Annotated in this window: 15 protein-coding genes; 8 read left to right on the forward strand and 7 right to left on the reverse strand. The window is 74.9% G+C overall.

Annotated features, from left to right (window positions below):
* The first annotated feature begins 33 nt into the window (after positions 1–33).
* On the forward strand, positions 34–777 hold the full coding sequence (locus FB455_RS06880) for an EcsC family protein (protein WP_013474802.1): 744 nt from the start codon (positions 34–36) through the stop codon (positions 775–777).
* Here FB455_RS06880 and FB455_RS06885 read toward each other — a convergent pair.
* Positions 754–1608 (reverse strand): GDSL-type esterase/lipase family protein, encoded by an 855-nt coding sequence (locus FB455_RS06885; protein WP_145752654.1) that lies wholly within the window; start codon positions 1606–1608, stop codon positions 754–756. The genes FB455_RS06880 and FB455_RS06885 overlap by 24 nt on opposite strands.
* Before the next feature lie 99 nt (positions 1609–1707).
* A complete protein-coding gene (locus tag FB455_RS06890; protein ID WP_013285355.1) occupies positions 1708–2301 on the reverse strand; it encodes an antibiotic biosynthesis monooxygenase in 594 nt (197 codons plus the stop codon).
* Positions 2302–2463: 162 nt separating this feature from the next.
* Here FB455_RS06890 and FB455_RS06895 point away from each other — a divergent pair, with 162 nt between their 5' ends.
* The 5 genes from FB455_RS06895 to FB455_RS06915 are packed head-to-tail and all read left to right on the forward strand — an operon-like array spanning position 2464 to position 7031.
* Positions 2464–2727 (forward strand): DUF6343 family protein, encoded by a 264-nt coding sequence (locus tag FB455_RS06895; protein WP_013285356.1) that lies wholly within the window; start codon positions 2464–2466, stop codon positions 2725–2727.
* Positions 2728–2739: 12 nt separating this feature from the next.
* Positions 2740–4152 (forward strand): NADP-dependent succinic semialdehyde dehydrogenase, encoded by a 1413-nt coding sequence (locus FB455_RS06900; RefSeq protein ID WP_145752656.1) that lies wholly within the window; start codon positions 2740–2742, stop codon positions 4150–4152.
* A 32-nt stretch (positions 4153–4184) separates the two neighbouring features.
* Entirely contained in the window at positions 4185–5159 is a 975-nt protein-coding gene (locus FB455_RS06905) for a TIGR03885 family FMN-dependent LLM class oxidoreductase (protein WP_255368079.1), read from the forward strand.
* 37 nt (positions 5160–5196) lie between these two features.
* A complete protein-coding gene (locus FB455_RS06910; protein WP_030270360.1) occupies positions 5197–6777 on the forward strand; it encodes a Na+/H+ antiporter in 1581 nt (526 codons plus the stop codon).
* Complete coding sequence (locus tag FB455_RS06915) at positions 6774–7031, forward strand: UBP-type zinc finger domain-containing protein (protein ID WP_013285360.1); 258 nt, start codon at positions 6774–6776, stop codon at positions 7029–7031. Before FB455_RS06910 ends, FB455_RS06915 begins: the two co-directional genes overlap by 4 nt.
* A gap of 1 nt (position 7032) precedes the next feature.
* On the opposite strand, the gene FB455_RS06920 is transcribed toward FB455_RS06915, so the two are convergent.
* Positions 7033–7566: a GNAT family N-acetyltransferase gene (locus FB455_RS06920; RefSeq protein ID WP_013285361.1), complete on the reverse strand. Its 534-nt coding sequence runs from the start codon at positions 7564–7566 to the stop codon at positions 7033–7035.
* 23 nt (positions 7567–7589) lie between these two features.
* The gene (locus FB455_RS06925; protein ID WP_145752658.1) at positions 7590–8960 is read right to left on the reverse strand and encodes an MFS transporter; all 1371 of its coding nucleotides are present in this window, start codon (positions 8958–8960) and stop codon (positions 7590–7592) included.
* A gap of 466 nt (positions 8961–9426) precedes the next feature.
* On the opposite strand from FB455_RS06925, the gene FB455_RS06930 reads away from it, so the two are divergent.
* Positions 9427–9969, forward strand: a complete 543-nt coding sequence (locus tag FB455_RS06930; RefSeq protein WP_084588802.1) for a DinB family protein — start codon at positions 9427–9429, stop codon at positions 9967–9969.
* 12 nt (positions 9970–9981) lie between these two features.
* Here the strand turns inward: FB455_RS06930 and FB455_RS06935 are convergent, their stop codons facing one another.
* Positions 9982–10302 carry a DMT family transporter gene (locus FB455_RS06935; protein ID WP_013285364.1) on the reverse strand — a complete coding sequence of 107 codons (321 nt, stop codon included), beginning with the start codon at positions 10300–10302 and terminating at the stop codon, positions 9982–9984.
* Positions 10303–10355: 53 nt separating this feature from the next.
* Entirely contained in the window at positions 10356–12962 is a 2607-nt protein-coding gene (locus tag FB455_RS06940; protein ID WP_030270354.1) for a glycoside hydrolase family 9 protein, read from the reverse strand.
* A gap of 211 nt (positions 12963–13173) precedes the next feature.
* Between FB455_RS06940 and FB455_RS06945 the strand changes: the two genes are divergently transcribed.
* Positions 13174–13899 carry a PP2C family protein-serine/threonine phosphatase gene (locus FB455_RS06945; protein WP_013285366.1) on the forward strand — a complete coding sequence of 242 codons (726 nt, stop codon included), beginning with the start codon at positions 13174–13176 and terminating at the stop codon, positions 13897–13899.
* A 3-nt stretch (positions 13900–13902) separates the two neighbouring features.
* Here the strand turns inward: FB455_RS06945 and hrpB are convergent, their stop codons facing one another.
* Positions 13903–16473, reverse strand: coding sequence for an ATP-dependent helicase HrpB (hrpB, locus tag FB455_RS06950; protein ID WP_030270352.1), 2571 nt, complete (start codon positions 16471–16473; stop codon positions 13903–13905).
* Positions 16474–16569: the final 96 nt, after the last annotated feature.

Genomic DNA, 16569 nt, shown 5'->3' on the forward strand with positions numbered 1-16569 from the left:
TCACCCCCGCCGCACGAGCCTCCGGAGCCCTTCGTGACCGACCCCGCCCCCGTCGACGGGGAGCCCAACGCCGTCCCCACCGCCCCCGTCCCGCCGGTGGAGGCGCCCGAGGCGCCACCGGCCAAGCTGTGGGACCGGATGCGGGACGACCCGCAGTACGCGCCGGAGCACCTGGCCCTGGAGGCGGTACGCCGGCTCGGCCCGGAGGCCGCCCAGTGGGCCGCCCGGGAGCGGGCGCTGCGACCGGACGCCCCGCCGGAGCACTTGGCCGACCAGGCGGTACGCAAGTTCGTCAACCACGCCCGGCTCTCCGGTGCGGTGTCCGGCGCGGCCGGGCTGCCCGGTGCGGTGATCGACGTGGGCGTGCTGGCCTGGACTCAGGCCCGGCTGGTGCTGCACGTCGCGGCCGCCTACGGCGTCGACCCGGCGCACCCGGACCGGGCCACCGACCTGCTGGTGCTCCAGCGGGTGCACAAGGTCGCCGAGACGGCCCGTCTCGCGCTGGGCGTGGCCGCCGGCCGGGAGCGGGCCGGTGCGCTGTTCGGCTCCGCCGGTGACCGGGCGCTGGGCCGGGTGATGCTCCAGCTCGGGGTCCGGCTGGCCCGGATGGCCGGGGTGCGTGCCGCCAAGCGGATGTTCGCCAAGGTCGTGCCGGGCGCGGCGATCGTGCTCGGCACCTGGGCCAACTCGTCGGCCACCAAGGAACTGGCCGACCGTACGCGTGCTCTCTACCGGGCCGCCGGCCCCCGGCAGCTACCGGGCCCGCGTCAGCCCTGACCAGCGGGAGGCGTTCCAGGCCACCTCGGCCAGCCGGCCCTGCCCGGTCGCGTTCGGGTGGAACCAGTCGAGCGCGTTGACCTGGTCCAGGTCGAAGCGGTGGCGGTGTACCGCGCCGCCGTCCCACCGGCAGCGTGACCCGTACGCCCGGCAGGCGGCGCGCAGTTGCCCGTCGTACGCCTCGATCCGGTCCCTGACGCGGGCCCGGCGGGCGGCAGCGGCGGGCGCTGTCGACGTGGCGTCGGCCAGCAGCGACGGGCAGACGCCCCGCGACCAGGCCCGCACGGCGCGGGGCTCGGTGTGCCCGATCTGCCAGAGCCGGTACAGGTCCGGGATGCTGACCACCAGCACCCGGGCCTTCGGCCGGCCCTCGCGCAGCACGCCCAGCGCCGCGTCGACCTGGTCGCGGAAGGTGGCGACCGACGTCATGTCGTCGATGTCGCCGCGGCAGGCGTCGTTCGCGCCGATCAGCACGGTGACCAGGTCGGCCCTGTCGCGTACCGCCGACCGGGCCTGGCCGGTCAGCGCGGCCGCGCGGGCCCCGGGCACGGCCCGGTTGTACGCCCGCAGCCCCGGCGCGTCGGCGCGCAGCCGCCGGTAGAGGCTCTCCACCCGCAGGCCGTCCCCGGTCGACCAGGAGTTGCGTTCGCAGCTCACCAGCACCAGGCAGGAGCCGTAGCCGGTGCTGACCGAGTCGCCGAGCGCGACCAGCACCCGGGGCTCGCCGGGGGCGGGTGTGCCGGAGGGCCGGGGTGACGCCTCGCCGGAGCCGTCACAGGCGAGCGCGACGAGCGCCGCCAGGCAGGCCAGCGCGGCGATCCAGCGTCTCATCGGTCCCCCGTCCGGCGGCGGCAACGGGCGCGTCGACCCTATGCCCCGGCGGAGAGCCGGTGGCGGTTCTGTCGGCTATCGGGCATCGACCACTGTCGTTCACATCTGTCGTGTCGGCGCAGGCCGGCCGTGCAGCCACCGGTGCAGCGCCCGGGTGATCCGGGGCAGCACCAGGTAGGTCATCAGCGGGGTGAGCACGAGCGTCATCAGCAGCGTCCGCCCGGCCAGTGGCACGCCGGCGAGGAACCGGGTGGTCAGCAGCGTGGCGGCCAGGCTGAGCGGGAAGAACGCCAGCCAGATCGTGACCGCCTGCTTCCAGCGCGGCGGCGCGGCCGGTTCCGGCTCGCCGAACGTCTCGACCACGTGGTCCACCGGCGGGGCGAACCAGCCCTCGATGCCGGTGCGCCGCTCCACCCGGGTGTGCTCGACGATGCCCTGCGCCGAGCTGAGCCACCAGCGCCGCTGCGGCGAGTCCTCCCAGTCGCGCAGGGTGTCCGCGTCGGCGAAGCGGTACATCACGTGCCACTCGCCGGAACCGGGGGCGCTGCGGACGAAACCGGCGCCGAGGAAGCCCGGGAAGCTCTCCGCCAGCGCCGTCCCGGCCCGCATCCACGCCACCACCTCGTCGGTACGCGCCGGGTCGGCGCGCCGGGACACGGCGACGGTCACGGGTACGGCCTGAGTCGTGGTCATGCCATCCTCTCCACCGTCCGCGGGATCTCCGCCGGAAACCGGCACCCGAAGTAACGCACCCGCCTGCCGGGCGCATCCGGCGACCGCCCGCCGGGTGTCCCGGATCACCGGTGTTCCCGCACCGGCCGGTTATCCCCGCCCGTGCCGGGGTAGGCCCCAGGAATGACCCGATCACAGCCCCGCCGCGCCCGTGGCACGGTCGGCCACGCGAACAGCGCCCTGAACCTGCGGCTCGCGCTCGCCACGTTCGGTCTGGTCGTGATGACCGTCTTCGCGGTGCTCGCGTTCGCCGCGGACATCGCCTGGCTGGGTGTCGTCTGCGCGCTGCTCGCCGTGGTGGCGGTGGTCGACCTGGTCGTGATCCAGCGCCGCCGCGCCGCGCGCCGCCGGGAGGAGCCGGGCGTGCGGCACTCGCTGTTCGAGTGACAGGAGTACGACATGCCCATCGCCACCACCAATCCCGCCACCGGACAGGTGCTCAAGACGTACGAGGCGATGTCGGACGAGCAGATCGACGCCGCGATCGAGCGGGCCGACCTCGCCTTCCGGCAGTTGCGCGGCACCACGATCGCGCAGCGGGCCCGGTGGCTCCTCGCCGCCGCCGACCTGCTCGACGCCGAGCGCGACGAGACGGCCCGGCTGATGACCACCGAGATGGGCAAGACGTACGCCGCCGCGAAGGCGGAGGTCACCAAGTGCGCCACCGCCTGCCGCTTCTACGCCGGGAACGCGCCCCGGATGCTCGCGGACGAGCCGGCCGACGCCGCCGCGGTCAAGGCGAAGCGGGCGTACGTGCGTTACCAGCCGATCGGTCCGGTGCTCGCGGTGATGCCGTGGAACTTCCCGCTGTGGCAGGTGATGCGGTTCGCCGCCCCGGCCCTGGTGGCGGGCAACACCGGCCTGCTCAAGCACGCCTCGAACGTGCCGCAGACCGCGCTCTACCTGGAGGACCTGTTCCGCCGGGCCGGTTTCCCCGAGGGCGCGTTCACCACGCTGCTGGTCGGCTCCGACGCGGTCGACCGGATCCTCAGCGACCCCCGCGTGCGCGCCGCCACGCTCACCGGCAGCGAGCCGGCCGGCCGGTCCATCGCCCAGATCGCCGGCCGGGAGATCAAGAAGACGGTGCTGGAGCTGGGCGGCAGCGACCCGTTCGTGGTGATGCCCTCGGCCGACCTGGACACCGCAGCCGAGGTCGCCACCACCGCCCGCTGCCAGAACAACGGGCAGTCCTGCATCGCCGCGAAGCGGTTCATCGTGCACACCGACGTGTTCGACGCGTTCGCCGAGAAGTTCGCCGCCCGGATGGCGGCGCTGCGCGTCGGCGACCCGATGGACGACGGCACCGACGTCGGCCCGCTGGCCAGCGAGCGCGGTCGCGACGAGGTGCACGCGCAGGTCACCGACGCGGTGGACCACGGCGCGACCGTGCTCTGCGGCGGTGAGAAGCCGGCCGGGGACGGCTGGTACTACCCGCCGACCGTGGTCACCGACCTGCGCCCGGAGATGCGCATGTGGTCCGAGGAGGTGTTCGGGCCGGTCGCCGGGCTCTACCGGGTCGGCTCGTACGACGAGGCGATCGAGGTCGCCAACGGCACCAGCTTCGGCCTCGGCTCCAACGCCTGGACGAACGACCCGGCCGAGCAGGAGCGCTTCGCCGTCGACCTGGACGCCGGCAACGTGTTCGTCAACGGCATGACCACGTCCTATCCGGAGCTGCCGTTCGGTGGTGTGAAGAACTCCGGGTACGGCCGCGAGCTGTCCGCCGCCGGCATGCGCGAGTTCTGCAACACCAAGACCGTGTGGATCGGCGAGGGCGAGGCCGGCGCGGGCGCCGGGGCGCACTCCGAGTAGACGCGATTGGCCGGACGCCGTCACGGGTAGGAGTGGCGACCATGACGGCGTTCGGCTTCCACGCATCCCACGAGCAGATCCACCCGGCCCGGCTGCTGGAGGCGGTGATCCACGCCGAACGCGCCGGCTTCGACGCGGCCATGTGCTCCGACCACTTCTCGCCGTGGAGCGAGCGACAGGGCCAGTCCGGGTTCGCCTGGTCCTGGCTCGGCGCCGCGCTCCAGGCCACGAACCTGTCCTTCGGCGTGGTGAACGCCCCCGGCCAGCGCTACCACCCGGCGATCATCGCGCAGGCCATCGGCACGCTCGGCGCCATGTACCCGGGCCGGTTCTGGGCCGCGCTGGGCACCGGCGAGGCGGCGAACGAGCACATCACCGGCGAGGTCTGGCCGCGCAAGGACATCCGCAGCGCCCGGCTGCGCGAGTGCGTCGACGTGATCCGGGCGCTGCTCGCAGGCGAGGAGGTCAGCCACGACGGCCTCGTCACGGTGGACCGGGCGAAGCTGTGGACCCGGCCGGAGGAGCCGCCCGCACTGGTCGGCGCCGCCGTGAGCATCGCCACCGCACGCTGGTGCGCCGAGTGGGCCGACGGGCTGATCACCGTCAACGCGCCGGTCGAGCACCTGCGGCAGATGATCGACGCCTACCGGGACGCGGGCGGACGTGGCCCGCTGCACCTCCAGGTGCACGTGAGCTGGGCGCCCGAGCAGGAGCAGGCCGAGGCGATCGCGTACGAGCAGTGGCGCAGCAACGTGTTCGCGCCGCCGGTCTGCTGGGACCTGGAGACCCCCGAGCACTTCGACGTGGCGAGCGCCGACGTGCCGATGTCCAAGGTCGCCGAGACCGTGAACGTCTCCGCCGACCTGGGCCGGCACGTCGGCTGGCTGGAGGAGTACGTGGCGCTGGGCTTCGACCAGATCGCGCTGCACCACGTCGGGCAGGAGCAGCGCGCGTTCATCGACACGTTCGGCGCCGAGGTGCTGCCGAAGCTGCGCTCCGCCGCCTGATCACACATCACCCCGTCGACGCTTAGGCTCGTCGTTCGTGGATGCTCTGTTCGAGGTCGTGGTCTTCCTGGCCATCGCGACCTTCGGTGCGGCGCTGGCCCGCCGGCTCGGCCTGCTCGCGCCGATCCTGCTGGTCGTGCTCGGCCTCGCGTTGTCCTTCCTGCCGTTCTTCCCGCACGTGCGGCTGGACCCGGACCTGGTGCTGGTGGGCATCCTGCCGCCGCTGCTCTACGTGGCGGCGCTGGAGACGTCGGTGCCGGCGTTCCGGCTCAACCTGCGGCCGATCCTGCTGCTCGCCGTCGGACTGGTCGTCTTCACCGCGTTCGCGGTGGGCACCGTCGTGCACTGGTTCCTGCCCGAGCTGCCGTACGCGATCTGCCTGGCGCTCGGCGCGGTGGTGGCGCCGCCGGACGCGGTCGCCGCCACCGCGGTGGCCCGGCGGGTCGGCCTGCCCCGGCGGGTCGTCACCATCCTGGAGGGCGAGAGCCTGGTCAACGACGCCACCGCGCTGGTGCTGCTGCGGGTGGCGATCGTCGCCGCGACCGCCACCACCGGCGGCGTCGGCGTCGGTGACGTGGCCCGCGAGGTGGTCGTCGCGGCCGGCGGCGGCATCCTGGTCGGCCTGCTGGGCGTGGTGGTCTTCGGGTATCTGCACAAGCGCATCACCGACCCGGTGCTGGACAACGCGCTGTCGCTGATCGTGCCGTTCGCCGTGGTCTTCGCCGCCGAGGAGATCCACGCCTCCGGCGTCGTCGCGGTGGTGGTGACCGGCCTCGGCATCGGGCACAAGCTGCCCACGCTGCTGTCGGCTGCCTCCCGGCTCCAGGTGACCGCGTTCTGGCGGCTGATCCGGTTCCTCCTCGAAGGACTGGTGTTCCTGCTGGTCGGCCTGCAACTGCCGGAGGTGGTCCGCGACCTCGACGAACCGTTCGGCTCGCTGGCCGCGATCACCGCCGCGGTGCTGGCCGCCGTCTTCCTGTCCCGGTTCGTCTGGGTGTTCCCGGCCACCTACCTGGCCCGGCTGGTGCCCCGGATCCGGCAGCGCGACCCGGCGCCGCCGGTGCAGTTCCCCGTCGTCATCGGCTGGGCCGGCATGCGGGGCGTGGTGACGCTCGCCGCCGCGCTGGGCCTGCCGCTCACGCTGGCCGACGACGCGCCGTACCCGCGTGCGCTGCTCATCTGGCTGGCCTTCGCGGTGATCGTCGCGACGTTGGTCGGGCAGGGCGCCACGCTGCCCTGGGTGGCCCGGCGGCTGCGGCTGCCCCCGGACGACCCGGTGCAGGACGCGCTGTCCGCCGCCGGGGTGCAGCAGCGGGCCAGCCGGGCGGCCCGGGAACGGCTCGACGAACTGGCCGCCGGCGCGCCGGCGGCGGTGGTGGAACGCCTTCGTGGGCTGACCACCTCCCGGGCCAACCTGGCCTGGGAACGGCTCGGCGGCACCGAACGGGAAACCCCCTCCCAGGCGTACGCGCGCCTGCGGCAGGAGATGATCGACGCGGAGCGGGAGGTGTTCCGGGCCGCCCGCGACTCCGGCCAGATCCCGGAGGAGGTGCTCACCCGCGCCTATCGTGATCTGGATCTGGAGGAGTCCATGCTGCGACAGGAGGTCGTCGAATGAGCTGCCGGCACCTGGCCGAGGCGGGCACGGCCGAGCCCGACACCACCACCGAGTGCCCGGACTGCGTGGCGATCGGCAACCCGGACTGGGTGCATCTGCGCGCCTGCCTGACCTGCGGGCACGTGGGCTGTTGCGACTCCTCGCCGTACCAGCACGCCACGAAGCACTTCGAGTCGAGCGGCCACCCGGTGATGCGGTCGGTCCAGCCGGGGGAGTCGTGGCGCTGGTGCTTCGTGGACGAGGAGATCGGCTGACTCAGCCGACCCGGCGCTCCAGCACCTGCCCGGTCCACGTCGGGCGGCCCGGCCGCTCCACCGTGAACGGCTCGGTGGCGGTGAACCCGCAGCTCTCGTAGAACCGCACGAGCGCCCGGTCGGGGCTGCGGAAGCAGTCCACCCGCAGCAGGCCGACGCCGCGCTCGCGGGCCAGCTCCGCCGCGTACGCCAGCAACCGCGCCCCGACCCCGCGCCCGGCGTACGCCCGGTCGGTGACCAGCAGGTTCACGTACAGCTCCGGCTCGGTGGCGGGCGGCACGTACTCGGTCGCCGCGCCCACCACCAGCGCGCCCGCCACCGTCCCGTCGATCTCGGCGAGGTACAGGCCGTCGCCGGCGGCCCACGCCTCGGCCTGGGCGACGCGGCGCGGGTCGATCGACGCCGGCTCGGTGCCCCACTGGTCGGTACGCCCGAGTTCGGTCAGCCATGCGGTGGCGCTGTCGAGCAGCCGCAGCAGCGTGGGCGCGTCGCCGGGCCCACCCGGACGGATGGTGATGCTCTGCTGGTCGGTCATCCCGCCATGCTGCTACACGCGGCTCACCCGGGCACACCGGCGGCCCGTGCCTCCGGCGCCGGCCGGTTCGCGATCGCCCGGCGGGCCAGAGCCGGGGCGGCCAGCCCGGCGGCGGCGAGGATCCCGCCGAGCACCAGCCAGCCGACCGGACCGCCACCGAGCACCAGCAGCGTGAGCAGCCCTCGGCCGAGCGCCTGGGCCAGCCCGGCGAGCAGGCCGTCCGCACCCTGGTAGGCGCCGATCGCGCCGGGCGGGGCCAGGTCGTAGGCGAGGCCCGCGCCGGCCGCGCCGTGCCACAGGTCGCCGACCGTCCACACCGCAGTGGCGACGAGCAGCAGGACGACCGCGGGGAGCACCGGCAGGACGGCCGTCGCCGCGTACAACGGTGTGGCCGCCGCGAGCACCAGCCCGGCCCGGCGCAGCTTCCGGGCGGCCGGCGCGGCCCGCTCGGCGCCCCGGCTCAGCCGGACCGCGAGCAGCACGGTGAGGACCGTGTTCGCGAGCAGAACCGCCGACACCACGGGTGGCGGCGCGCCGGCCCGGTCCACAGTCCACAGCGGCACGACGAGCACGAGCACCGTCACGTGCGTGCTGAGCACCGCCGAGACGCCGCTGACCGCGAGGAACCGCCCGTCCCGCAGCGGCCCACCGCGCGCCCGGCGCGTGCGGGTAGTGGTCGGCGGCCCGGCCGTCGCCTCCGACACCGCGGCCCGGCCCGCGTCGGCTGCTCCCTGCGTGCCGGCTGACTCCCCGTGCGCGGCGGCGGCCGGCCGCGCGGCGGCGGCCGGCCGCGCGGCGGCGATCGGCTGCGCGGCGGCGATCGGCGGCAGGCGCAGCAGCAGCGCCGCCGAGAGCAGGTACGTGGCCGCGTTGCCGACGATCAGCACCTGATACGCCCGGTGCGTGTCCACGGCGAGCGCGATCCCGGCCAGCGCGGTACCGACGGTGATGCCCAGGTTCGCCACCGCCCTTAGTGTCGCGAACGCGTGCACCCGGCCGTCCGGGCCGCCCACCGCCGCGACGAGCGCCGCCCGTACCGCCAGGTTGCCGGCCGCGAGCAGCGCCTCCGGCACCGCCACCGCCAGGAACGCCGGAAACGAACCGACCAGCAGGTACGCCAGCGCGGCGACCGCCTGACCCACCTGGAGGACGGCCCGGAGCGTACGCGGATCCCACCTGTCGGCCAGCGCGCCCAGCGGCACGCTGGCGCTCAGCCCGACCAGCCCCGCGACTGTGAGCCCGGCGCCCACCGAGGTGGCGGAGAGGCCCACGTCCCGGGTCAGGTAGAGCGCACCGCCCGCCAGCCACAGCCCCGCGCCGACGGTGTTCACCAGCGTGGCGTACGCGAGCGTGCGCAGCGGCCCGGGCGGCGGGAGCGGCGAGACGCGTCCCATCAGCGGCGTCCGGCCAGGGCCATGCGATCGACGCTAGGCGTGGGCCAGCTGTCGCGGCGTCCCGGAACCGGCGACCCCTGTCACACCCGAGGGCTCGGGAGGCATGTTGCGACGCCGAGCAGCCGTGCGGTCCAGTCGGTGAAACCGCCGTCGCCGAGCATCGGACGGACCGTGTCGGCGAGTGCGTGGCGGCCACCGGCTGGCATTGCCGCCCACACCCGATTCTCGGCCGGCCGGGTGACGTGGCGGCACCGAAACGGCGCTCGGCCCGGCGTGGCTGTGACAATCGCGGCCGGCAGCTCCTCGCGGAAAGGATGAGCTTCCGAGCGTTATGCCTCTCAGTCATAAATATGACCGAGAGGCATAACGCCGGAGGGACAACCCTTCTGTTCCGGCGCGACACGCCGCTTCCGGGCGGGCGCGTTAACCGGTCGACCGGGGGCGCGGACCGTGCCACGATCGCGCGGTGCCCGCCTCCGTGACCGCCTCCGTGACCGCCCTGCTGCGCCGGCAGTTCGACCTGACCTGGGCGCTCGCCGAGTACCACCTCGACCGGCTGGAGCCGGGTGATTTCCTCTGGGAACCGGCCGCGCTGTGCTGGACCATGCGCCAGGACCCGGCCGGCGGGTGGCGTGCCGACTGGGCCGACACCGAGCCGGACCCGGTCCCGGTGCCCACGATCGCGTGGCTGACCTGGCACATCGGCTGGTGGTGGTCGGTGGCGGCCGACCACGTGCGGCAGCGGCCGGCGCGGGAGCGCGACGACATCCGCTGGCCCGGACCGGGCGCGGAGACTGTGGCGTGGCTGCGGGAGCTGCGGTCGGAGTGGACGGACACGCTGGACGGGCTGACCGAGGCCGGCCTGGACCGGCCGTCCGCGTACCCCTGGCCCGCCGACGCCGGGCTCACCGTCGCGGACCTGGCCGCGTGGGTGAACGCCGAGCTGATGAAGAACGTGGCCGAGATCGGGCAGCTCCGGCTTATGCGGGCGGCAGGGCGGGCGGCCTGAGCCGGGCCGCGCTCAGTGCGCGCCGCCGAGGTTGAGCACCACCACCCCGGCGATGACGAGTCCCGCCCCGACCACCTTCGTCACGCTCAGCGGCTCACCGAGGAACGCCGCGCCGATCGCCATGATGGCGGCGGTGCCGAGGCCGGACCAGACCGCGTACGCGACGCCGACCGGGATGTCCTTCACTGCGAGCGAGAGCAGGCCGAACGCGGACAGGTACGCCACGGCGAGGCCGACAGTGGGCCAGAGCCGGGTGAAGCCGTCGGTGGCCTTGAGCAGGCTGGTGCCGATCACCTCGGCGGTGATCGCGCCGAGCAGGAACAGGTACGCCATCGCAGGACCGTACCCGGTCCTGCGATGGCGCCTGAGTGGAGCTCGAATCCCGGTCAGGAGACCGTGCAGGCCTTTCCGTTCAGCGTGACAAGCCCCGGATCCGGGTTGGGAGACCGGGAGGCGGTCCCGTTGAAGCCGAACGTGGTGGACGCGCCCGGTGCCAGCTTCGCGTTCCAGGACAGGTTCTTCGCGGTGACAGTGGCGCCGCTCTGGCCGAGCTGCGCCGACCACGCGTGGCCCACCTTCTGGTCGCCGAGGAAGGCCCAGCGCAGGCTCCACCCGTTCACCGCCGTCGTGCCGGTGTTGCGCACCGTCACCTGGGTGGTGAAGCCGGACGGCCAGCTCCCGTGCGTGGTGTAGGTGACCGCGCAGGACGGCGCCGGCACCGCGCCCGCGTCACCCTGGTCGGCCAGGAACGACGCGAGCCACGCCAGCGCCGAGTTCCAGTTGATCGCCACCTCGTTCGTCGCGTACGAGTTGATGTCGTCGACGTAGCAGAACATCGGCGCGCACCCGGCGAGCAGGTTCGCCGCGAACGGGTCCTGGAGCGCGGCGTTCGGACCACCGGCGAGCGAACCGGCCGGCGGGCGCGGCAGGTCCGGGTTCAGCTGGTGGCCGAAGATCCGGCTGTGCTGGTTGCGGGCGTGCTGCTCACCCCACCCGGTCACGTACGACATGTTCAGCGCGTTGCGGCCGAACAGGTAGTCCGCGGCCTGCACCGCGCCGTCCCGGTACTTCGCGTCCCGGCTCAGGTCGAACGCGGTGGCGAGCACGATGGCGTTGTTCACCAGGTTGCTGTTGCTGCCCCAGACGTACGCGTCGGCGCTGCCCGGGAACGGCAGCCCGTACGCCTGGCCGGCGATCGTGGCCAGGTAGCTGTCGGCGGCGGCGGTGATCGACTCGCGGATGCGGGTCTTCTCCGCGGCGGGCAGCGTGTTCGGCACGGTCGCCAGGTCGAGGCGGCCCAGCGCGGCGACGCTCTGCCAGCCGAACGCGCCGTTCGGGGCGAACACGTCGGCGGTGTGCAGCGGCGAGCCGGTGACGTCGGCCAGGTACGCCTTGTCGCCGGTGGTCAGCCACAGCTCGACGGCGGCCCAGTAGAACTCGTCGGTGACGTTGGTGTCGTCGTACGCGCCGCCGCCGGTGCCGTCGCTGGCCGAGGCGTAGATCGCCGGGTGCGCCTTGGCCGCCGCGTACGCGGTCTTCGCGGCGGTGCCGCAGCGCGCGGCGAACGCGGCGTCGTACGGGGCGTACAGCCGCTGGCACTGCGCCGCGACGGCGGCCAGGTTCAGCGTGGCGGCTGTGGACGGCGCGTGCAGCTCGCGCGGCTGCGGGTCGTCCTGGGGCTGCAGCGGCAGGCCGGTCCAGTTCCGGTCGTGGATCTTGTGGTGGACCATCCCGGCCAGCGGCTCGCCCGCCGGCACCTGCATGCGCAGCAGGAACTCCAGCTCCCAGCGGGCCTCGTCGAGCACGTCCGGCACGTCGTTGCCGCGCTCGGGCAGCCGCAGCGTGGAGTCGCCCAGGGCGGCGCCGCCGCCGGCGGTCTCGGCCGTCTTGGTCCGCTCGAACGTGCTCAGGAGCTGGTAGGCGGCGATGCCGCCGTTGACGACGTACTTGCCGTGGTCACCCGCGTCGTACCAGCCGCCGCGCACGTCCAGCGAGTAGTCGCAGACGCCGGCCTGGCACGGCACGTCGGTGTCGCCCTGGTTGGGCGCGACGCCGAGGTGGCCGGCCGGGCGGGCGTACTCCTCGCCGATCAGGTCGCCGTCGATCTCGATGCCGCTGCGCTGGGCGTAGAAGAACTGGAGCGAGTCGGCGCGCAGCCGGTCGTAGAGCGCGCCGGAGATGTCGAACGGGTGGCTGGTCTCGCCGTCGACGGTCAACGTGTAGCCGGTGCCCGGCGTGCGGTACGCGGAGAAGTCGGCCGTCTGCACGTTCTGCGCGGAGGCCGCGTCGGTGCCGCGCGGCGTGGTCTGCCCGCTGGCGACCACCGCGCCGCCGGCGGACTTGAGCTGCCAGGGCAGCGCCTCGGTGGCCTCGGTGACCACAGTCGCGTGCTTCGGCCCGCCGGGCAGGTAGCCGACCTGGTTGACCCGGACCCGGGGGCCGGTGTCCGGCTCGTACGGCGGCGCCGGCTCCCCGCCGCGCAGCGACACGTTGTCCAGGCAGAACGTCTGCGCCTGGGCGCTGCCGCCGACCTGGAAGATCAGCTGGGCGGTGGGGTTGTCGGCCGGCGAGGTGAACGTGGTGGTGACGCGCTTCGCGGTGCCGGTTGCGGTCGCGTCGACGCTCGCGTACGTGGTGTAGGGGGCGCTGCCGAGCTGGAGCACCGCCTTGACGGCCGCGCCGGGGGTCGCGGAGACGTCGAAGGACAGCTCGTACTCGGCGCCCTGGGTCAGCGGCACCGCGTCCTGGCCGATGCCGGCGTCCCACGGGTTGGCGGTGCCCGCCGCGACGGAGGTGCAGAGACGGCCGTCGACGACCGCGAGGTCGCCGGTGCCGTACGAGAACCAGGGTGAGACACCGGCGCTGAAGTCGCCGTTGCGGAGTTGTTCGGGGGCGTCCGGCGGCACCTCGGCGCTCGCCGGGCCGGCGGTGAGGCCGGTGAGCGCCAGCGTGGTGGCCGCGAGTGCGGCGAGCCGACGACGGAATCGGGTCACGGAGGTTCCTTCCGTGCTCGGGGGTGGTGGGGGAGGCCAGGAGCTGGGAGCGCTCCCAATATCAGCCCGATGTTTCCATCGCGTTCCGCCGCTGTCAATCGATCCGGCCCGATGAGGCGCGCTCCCGGGCGCGGTGCGATTCGGCGCGCCACGTACGATGTCAGTGATCTCCTAGAGACATCCGAGCCCTCGACCTGGCAGGCTGCGACCCATGACCCTGAAGCTTCGTTCCGTCGGAGCGAGCGACCGTGGGCTGATCCGCAGCGGTAACCAGGACGCGCAGCACGCGGGTGCCTGGCTGGTCGCGGTCGCCGACGGCATGGGCGGCATGGCGGCCGGCGACCTGGCCAGCCGCATCGCCATCGACGCGATCGCCCCGCTGGACGTGGAGACGCCGGAGGACGCGCTCGTCGCCGCGCTCCAGGGCGGGATCGAGCTGGCCACCGCGCAGATCCGCCAGGCCGTCGAGGAGGACCCGGAACGCCAGGGCATGGGGACCACGCTCACCGCGCTGCTGTTCGCCCGCACCGGCAGCTGCCTCGCGCTGGCGCACGTCGGGGACTCCCGGGCCTACCTGTACCGCGAGGGCGTGCTCAAGCAGGTCACCCGGGACGACACGTTCGTGCAGATGCTCGTCGACCAGGGCGTCATCACCGCCGAGCAGGCCAGCAGCCACCCCCGCCGCGCGGTGGTGACCCAGGCGTTGCAGGGTGACGAGGTCTCCCCGTCGTACGCCACGATGGTGCCCCGGGCCGGTGACCGCTGGCTGCTGTGCAGCGACGGCCTCTCCAACGTGGTCCGCGCGGACACGCTCACCGAGGTGCTCAGCGAGCAGCCGGAACGCGACGCCTGCGCGGCCCGGCTGATCGACCTGGCGCTGCGGGCCGGCGGCCCGGACAACATCACCGTCGTGATCGCCGACGTCGTCGAGGAGTAGCCCTCACCGCCGTCGCGGAGCGGCACGGCGGGTCGGCTCGGCTGTGGTCGGGTCCTCCGGCCACGGATGGCGCGGGTAGCGTCCGCGCAGCTCCGCACGTACCTGCGGGTATCCGGTGCGCCAGAACGAGGCCAGGTCCGCGGTGACCGCCACCGGCCGCCCGGCGGGGGAGAGCAGGTGCAGCAGCACCGGCACCCGCCCGTCGGCGATGCGCGGCACGTCCCGCCAGCCGAACGTCTCCTGGAGCTTGACCGCCAGCACCGGCGCGGCCGGGTCCGCGTAGTCGATCCGGATCCGCGAGCCGCTCGGCACCTCCAGGCGCTCCGGAGCCAGCTCGTCCAGCCGCGCGGCCTGCCGCCAATCCAGCAGCCGCCGCAGCGCCGCCGCCACGTCCACCCGGCCGAGGTCGGCCCGGCGCCGGGCGCGGGCCAGCTCCGGGCCCAGCCAGACGGGCGCGCCGGCGGTCAGCGCGGCGTCGGAGACGTCCGGCCAGCCGTCGCCGAGCGCCTGGCGGCAGAACGCCAGCCGGAGGCGCAGCCCGGTCGCCTCGGGCGTCCACCGCAGCAGGCCCGGCCCCTCCTGTCGCAGCCCGTCCAGCAGCGCCGCCGCGACCAGCTCCGGGTCCGGCGCGGTGAGCGGCCGGTCGACCAGTTCGACGGCGCCGAGCCGGACCACCTCGCGGGCCACCACGTCCCCGCCGGACCAGGCCACCTCCCGTCCGGTGTCCAGCAGCGCCGCCCCGGCCTCCCGGGCGGTCGCCTCGTCGATCGGTGCGGCCAGCCGCACCCGGGCGGCAGGCGCGCCGGGGGAGCGGTCGGCCACCGCGACGGCCAGCCACGCCGCTCCGGTCAGCCCCGACCCGGGCGCCAGCTCCGCGGCGGTCCCGCCGGCCATCAGGTACGCGGACCCGCCCGGCCGCCGTGAGCGGGCCAGCCGTTCCGGGTACGCCAGTCCGGCGAGCAGCCCCGCGGCCAGATCGTCCGGCAGGCGCTCCCGCTCGTTCCCCGCCGACCGTCCGCCGCTCACGCTGCGGTGCGGCGTCGAGTCGGCGCGCGTGCCGGCGGAATGCCGGTCGGCGGGCAGGGCGGCGCGCAGGCGGCGTACCTCGGTGCGCCAGCGCGCGGTGGCGGCCGGGTCGGCGCCGTCGCGCAGCCGGCGCCAGCGGGCGGGCAGGTCGTCTCCCGTCCCGCCCAGCGTGTCCTCGCCGAGGATCGCCACCACCTGGGCGGCCCGGTCGGCACCCACCCGGGGCGCGCCGTCCAGCAGCGCCCGCGCCAGCCGGGGATGCGTGCCCGCCGCCGCGACCGCCCGTCCCCGCGCGGTGATCCGGCCGTCGTGGTCCACCGCGCCGAGCGTGGTCAGCGTCTCCCGCGCCACAGTGAGCGCGGCCGGCGGCGGTGGGTCGGGCAGCGCCAGCCCGGTGCCGTCCGGTGTGCCCCAGGCCGCCAGCTCCAGCGCGAACCCGGTCAGGTCGGCGGTGGCGATCTCCGGTTCGGGCTGCGGGGCGAGCCGCTCGTGCGCCGCCTCCGACCAGCAGCGGTAGACCGCCCCGGGCGCCTCCCGTCCGGCCCGGCCGGCGCGCTGGGTGGCCCCGGCCCGCGACACCGGCACGGTCACCAGCGCGCCCAGCCCTCGGGCCAGGTCGGTGCGGGGCACCCGGCTCAGTCCGGCGTCCACCACCACCCGGACGCCGGGGACGGTGAGGCTGCTCTCCGCCACCGCCGTCGCGAGCACCACGCGCCGTCCGGCAGCAGGGGTGAGCGCCGCGTCCTGGGCGGCCCCGGGCAGCCGTCCGTGCAACGGCAGCACCGCGATGTCGCGGAGGTCGGCCAGGCGGCGCGCGACGGCGCCGATCTCACCGGCGCCGGGCAGGAAGACGAGCACGTCACCGTCGCGTTCGCGCAGCGCCCGGCGGACCGTGGCTGCCACGTGGTCGAGCAGCGCCGGGTCGACCCGGCCGGCACCGGGCGGCGTCACCGGGCGCGGCGGCGGCGCCCACACCCGCTCGACCGGGTGCAGCGCGGCCTCGGCGCGTACCACGGGAGCGGGGTCGCCGGCGCCGAGCAGCGCGGCGAACCGGTCCGTCTGCGGGGTGGCCGACATCGCCAGCAGCCAGAGGTCCGGGCGTAGTGTGGCGCGGGCCTCGACGCTGAACGCCAGCGCCAGGTCGGCGTCGAGGTGCCGTTCGTGGCACTCGTCGAGCATCACCGCGTCCACGCCCGGCAGCTCGGGGTCGTGGTGCAGGCGGCGGACCAGCAGGCCGGTGGTCACCACCTCGACCCGGGTACGCGGCCCGGTCCGGCGCTCGCCGCGCACCGCGTACCCGATCCGGTCGCCGACCCGCTCGCCGAGCAGGGCGGCCATCCGGTGCGCGGCGGCGCGGGCGGCCACCCGCCGGGGCTGGGCGATCACCACGCGGCCGGTGACCGCGTCGGCGACCGCGAGCGGCGCGGTGGTGGTCTTGCCGGTGCCGGGCGGCGCCACCAGGACGGCGGCGCCGCGCTCGCGCAGCGCGCCGACGAGCGCCGGCAGGACCGGGCGGACCGGTAGGTCGAGCGGGATGTCGGCGAGCACCGACCCACTCTCGCACCGCTCCGCCGGTCGGTCCGCGCTGCCCCCGGAACGCGGAACGGCCCGGCCGGCGCACCGCCGACCGGGCCGGGTGGGCCG

This window comes from Micromonospora sp. CNZ296 (assembly GCF_007827635.1).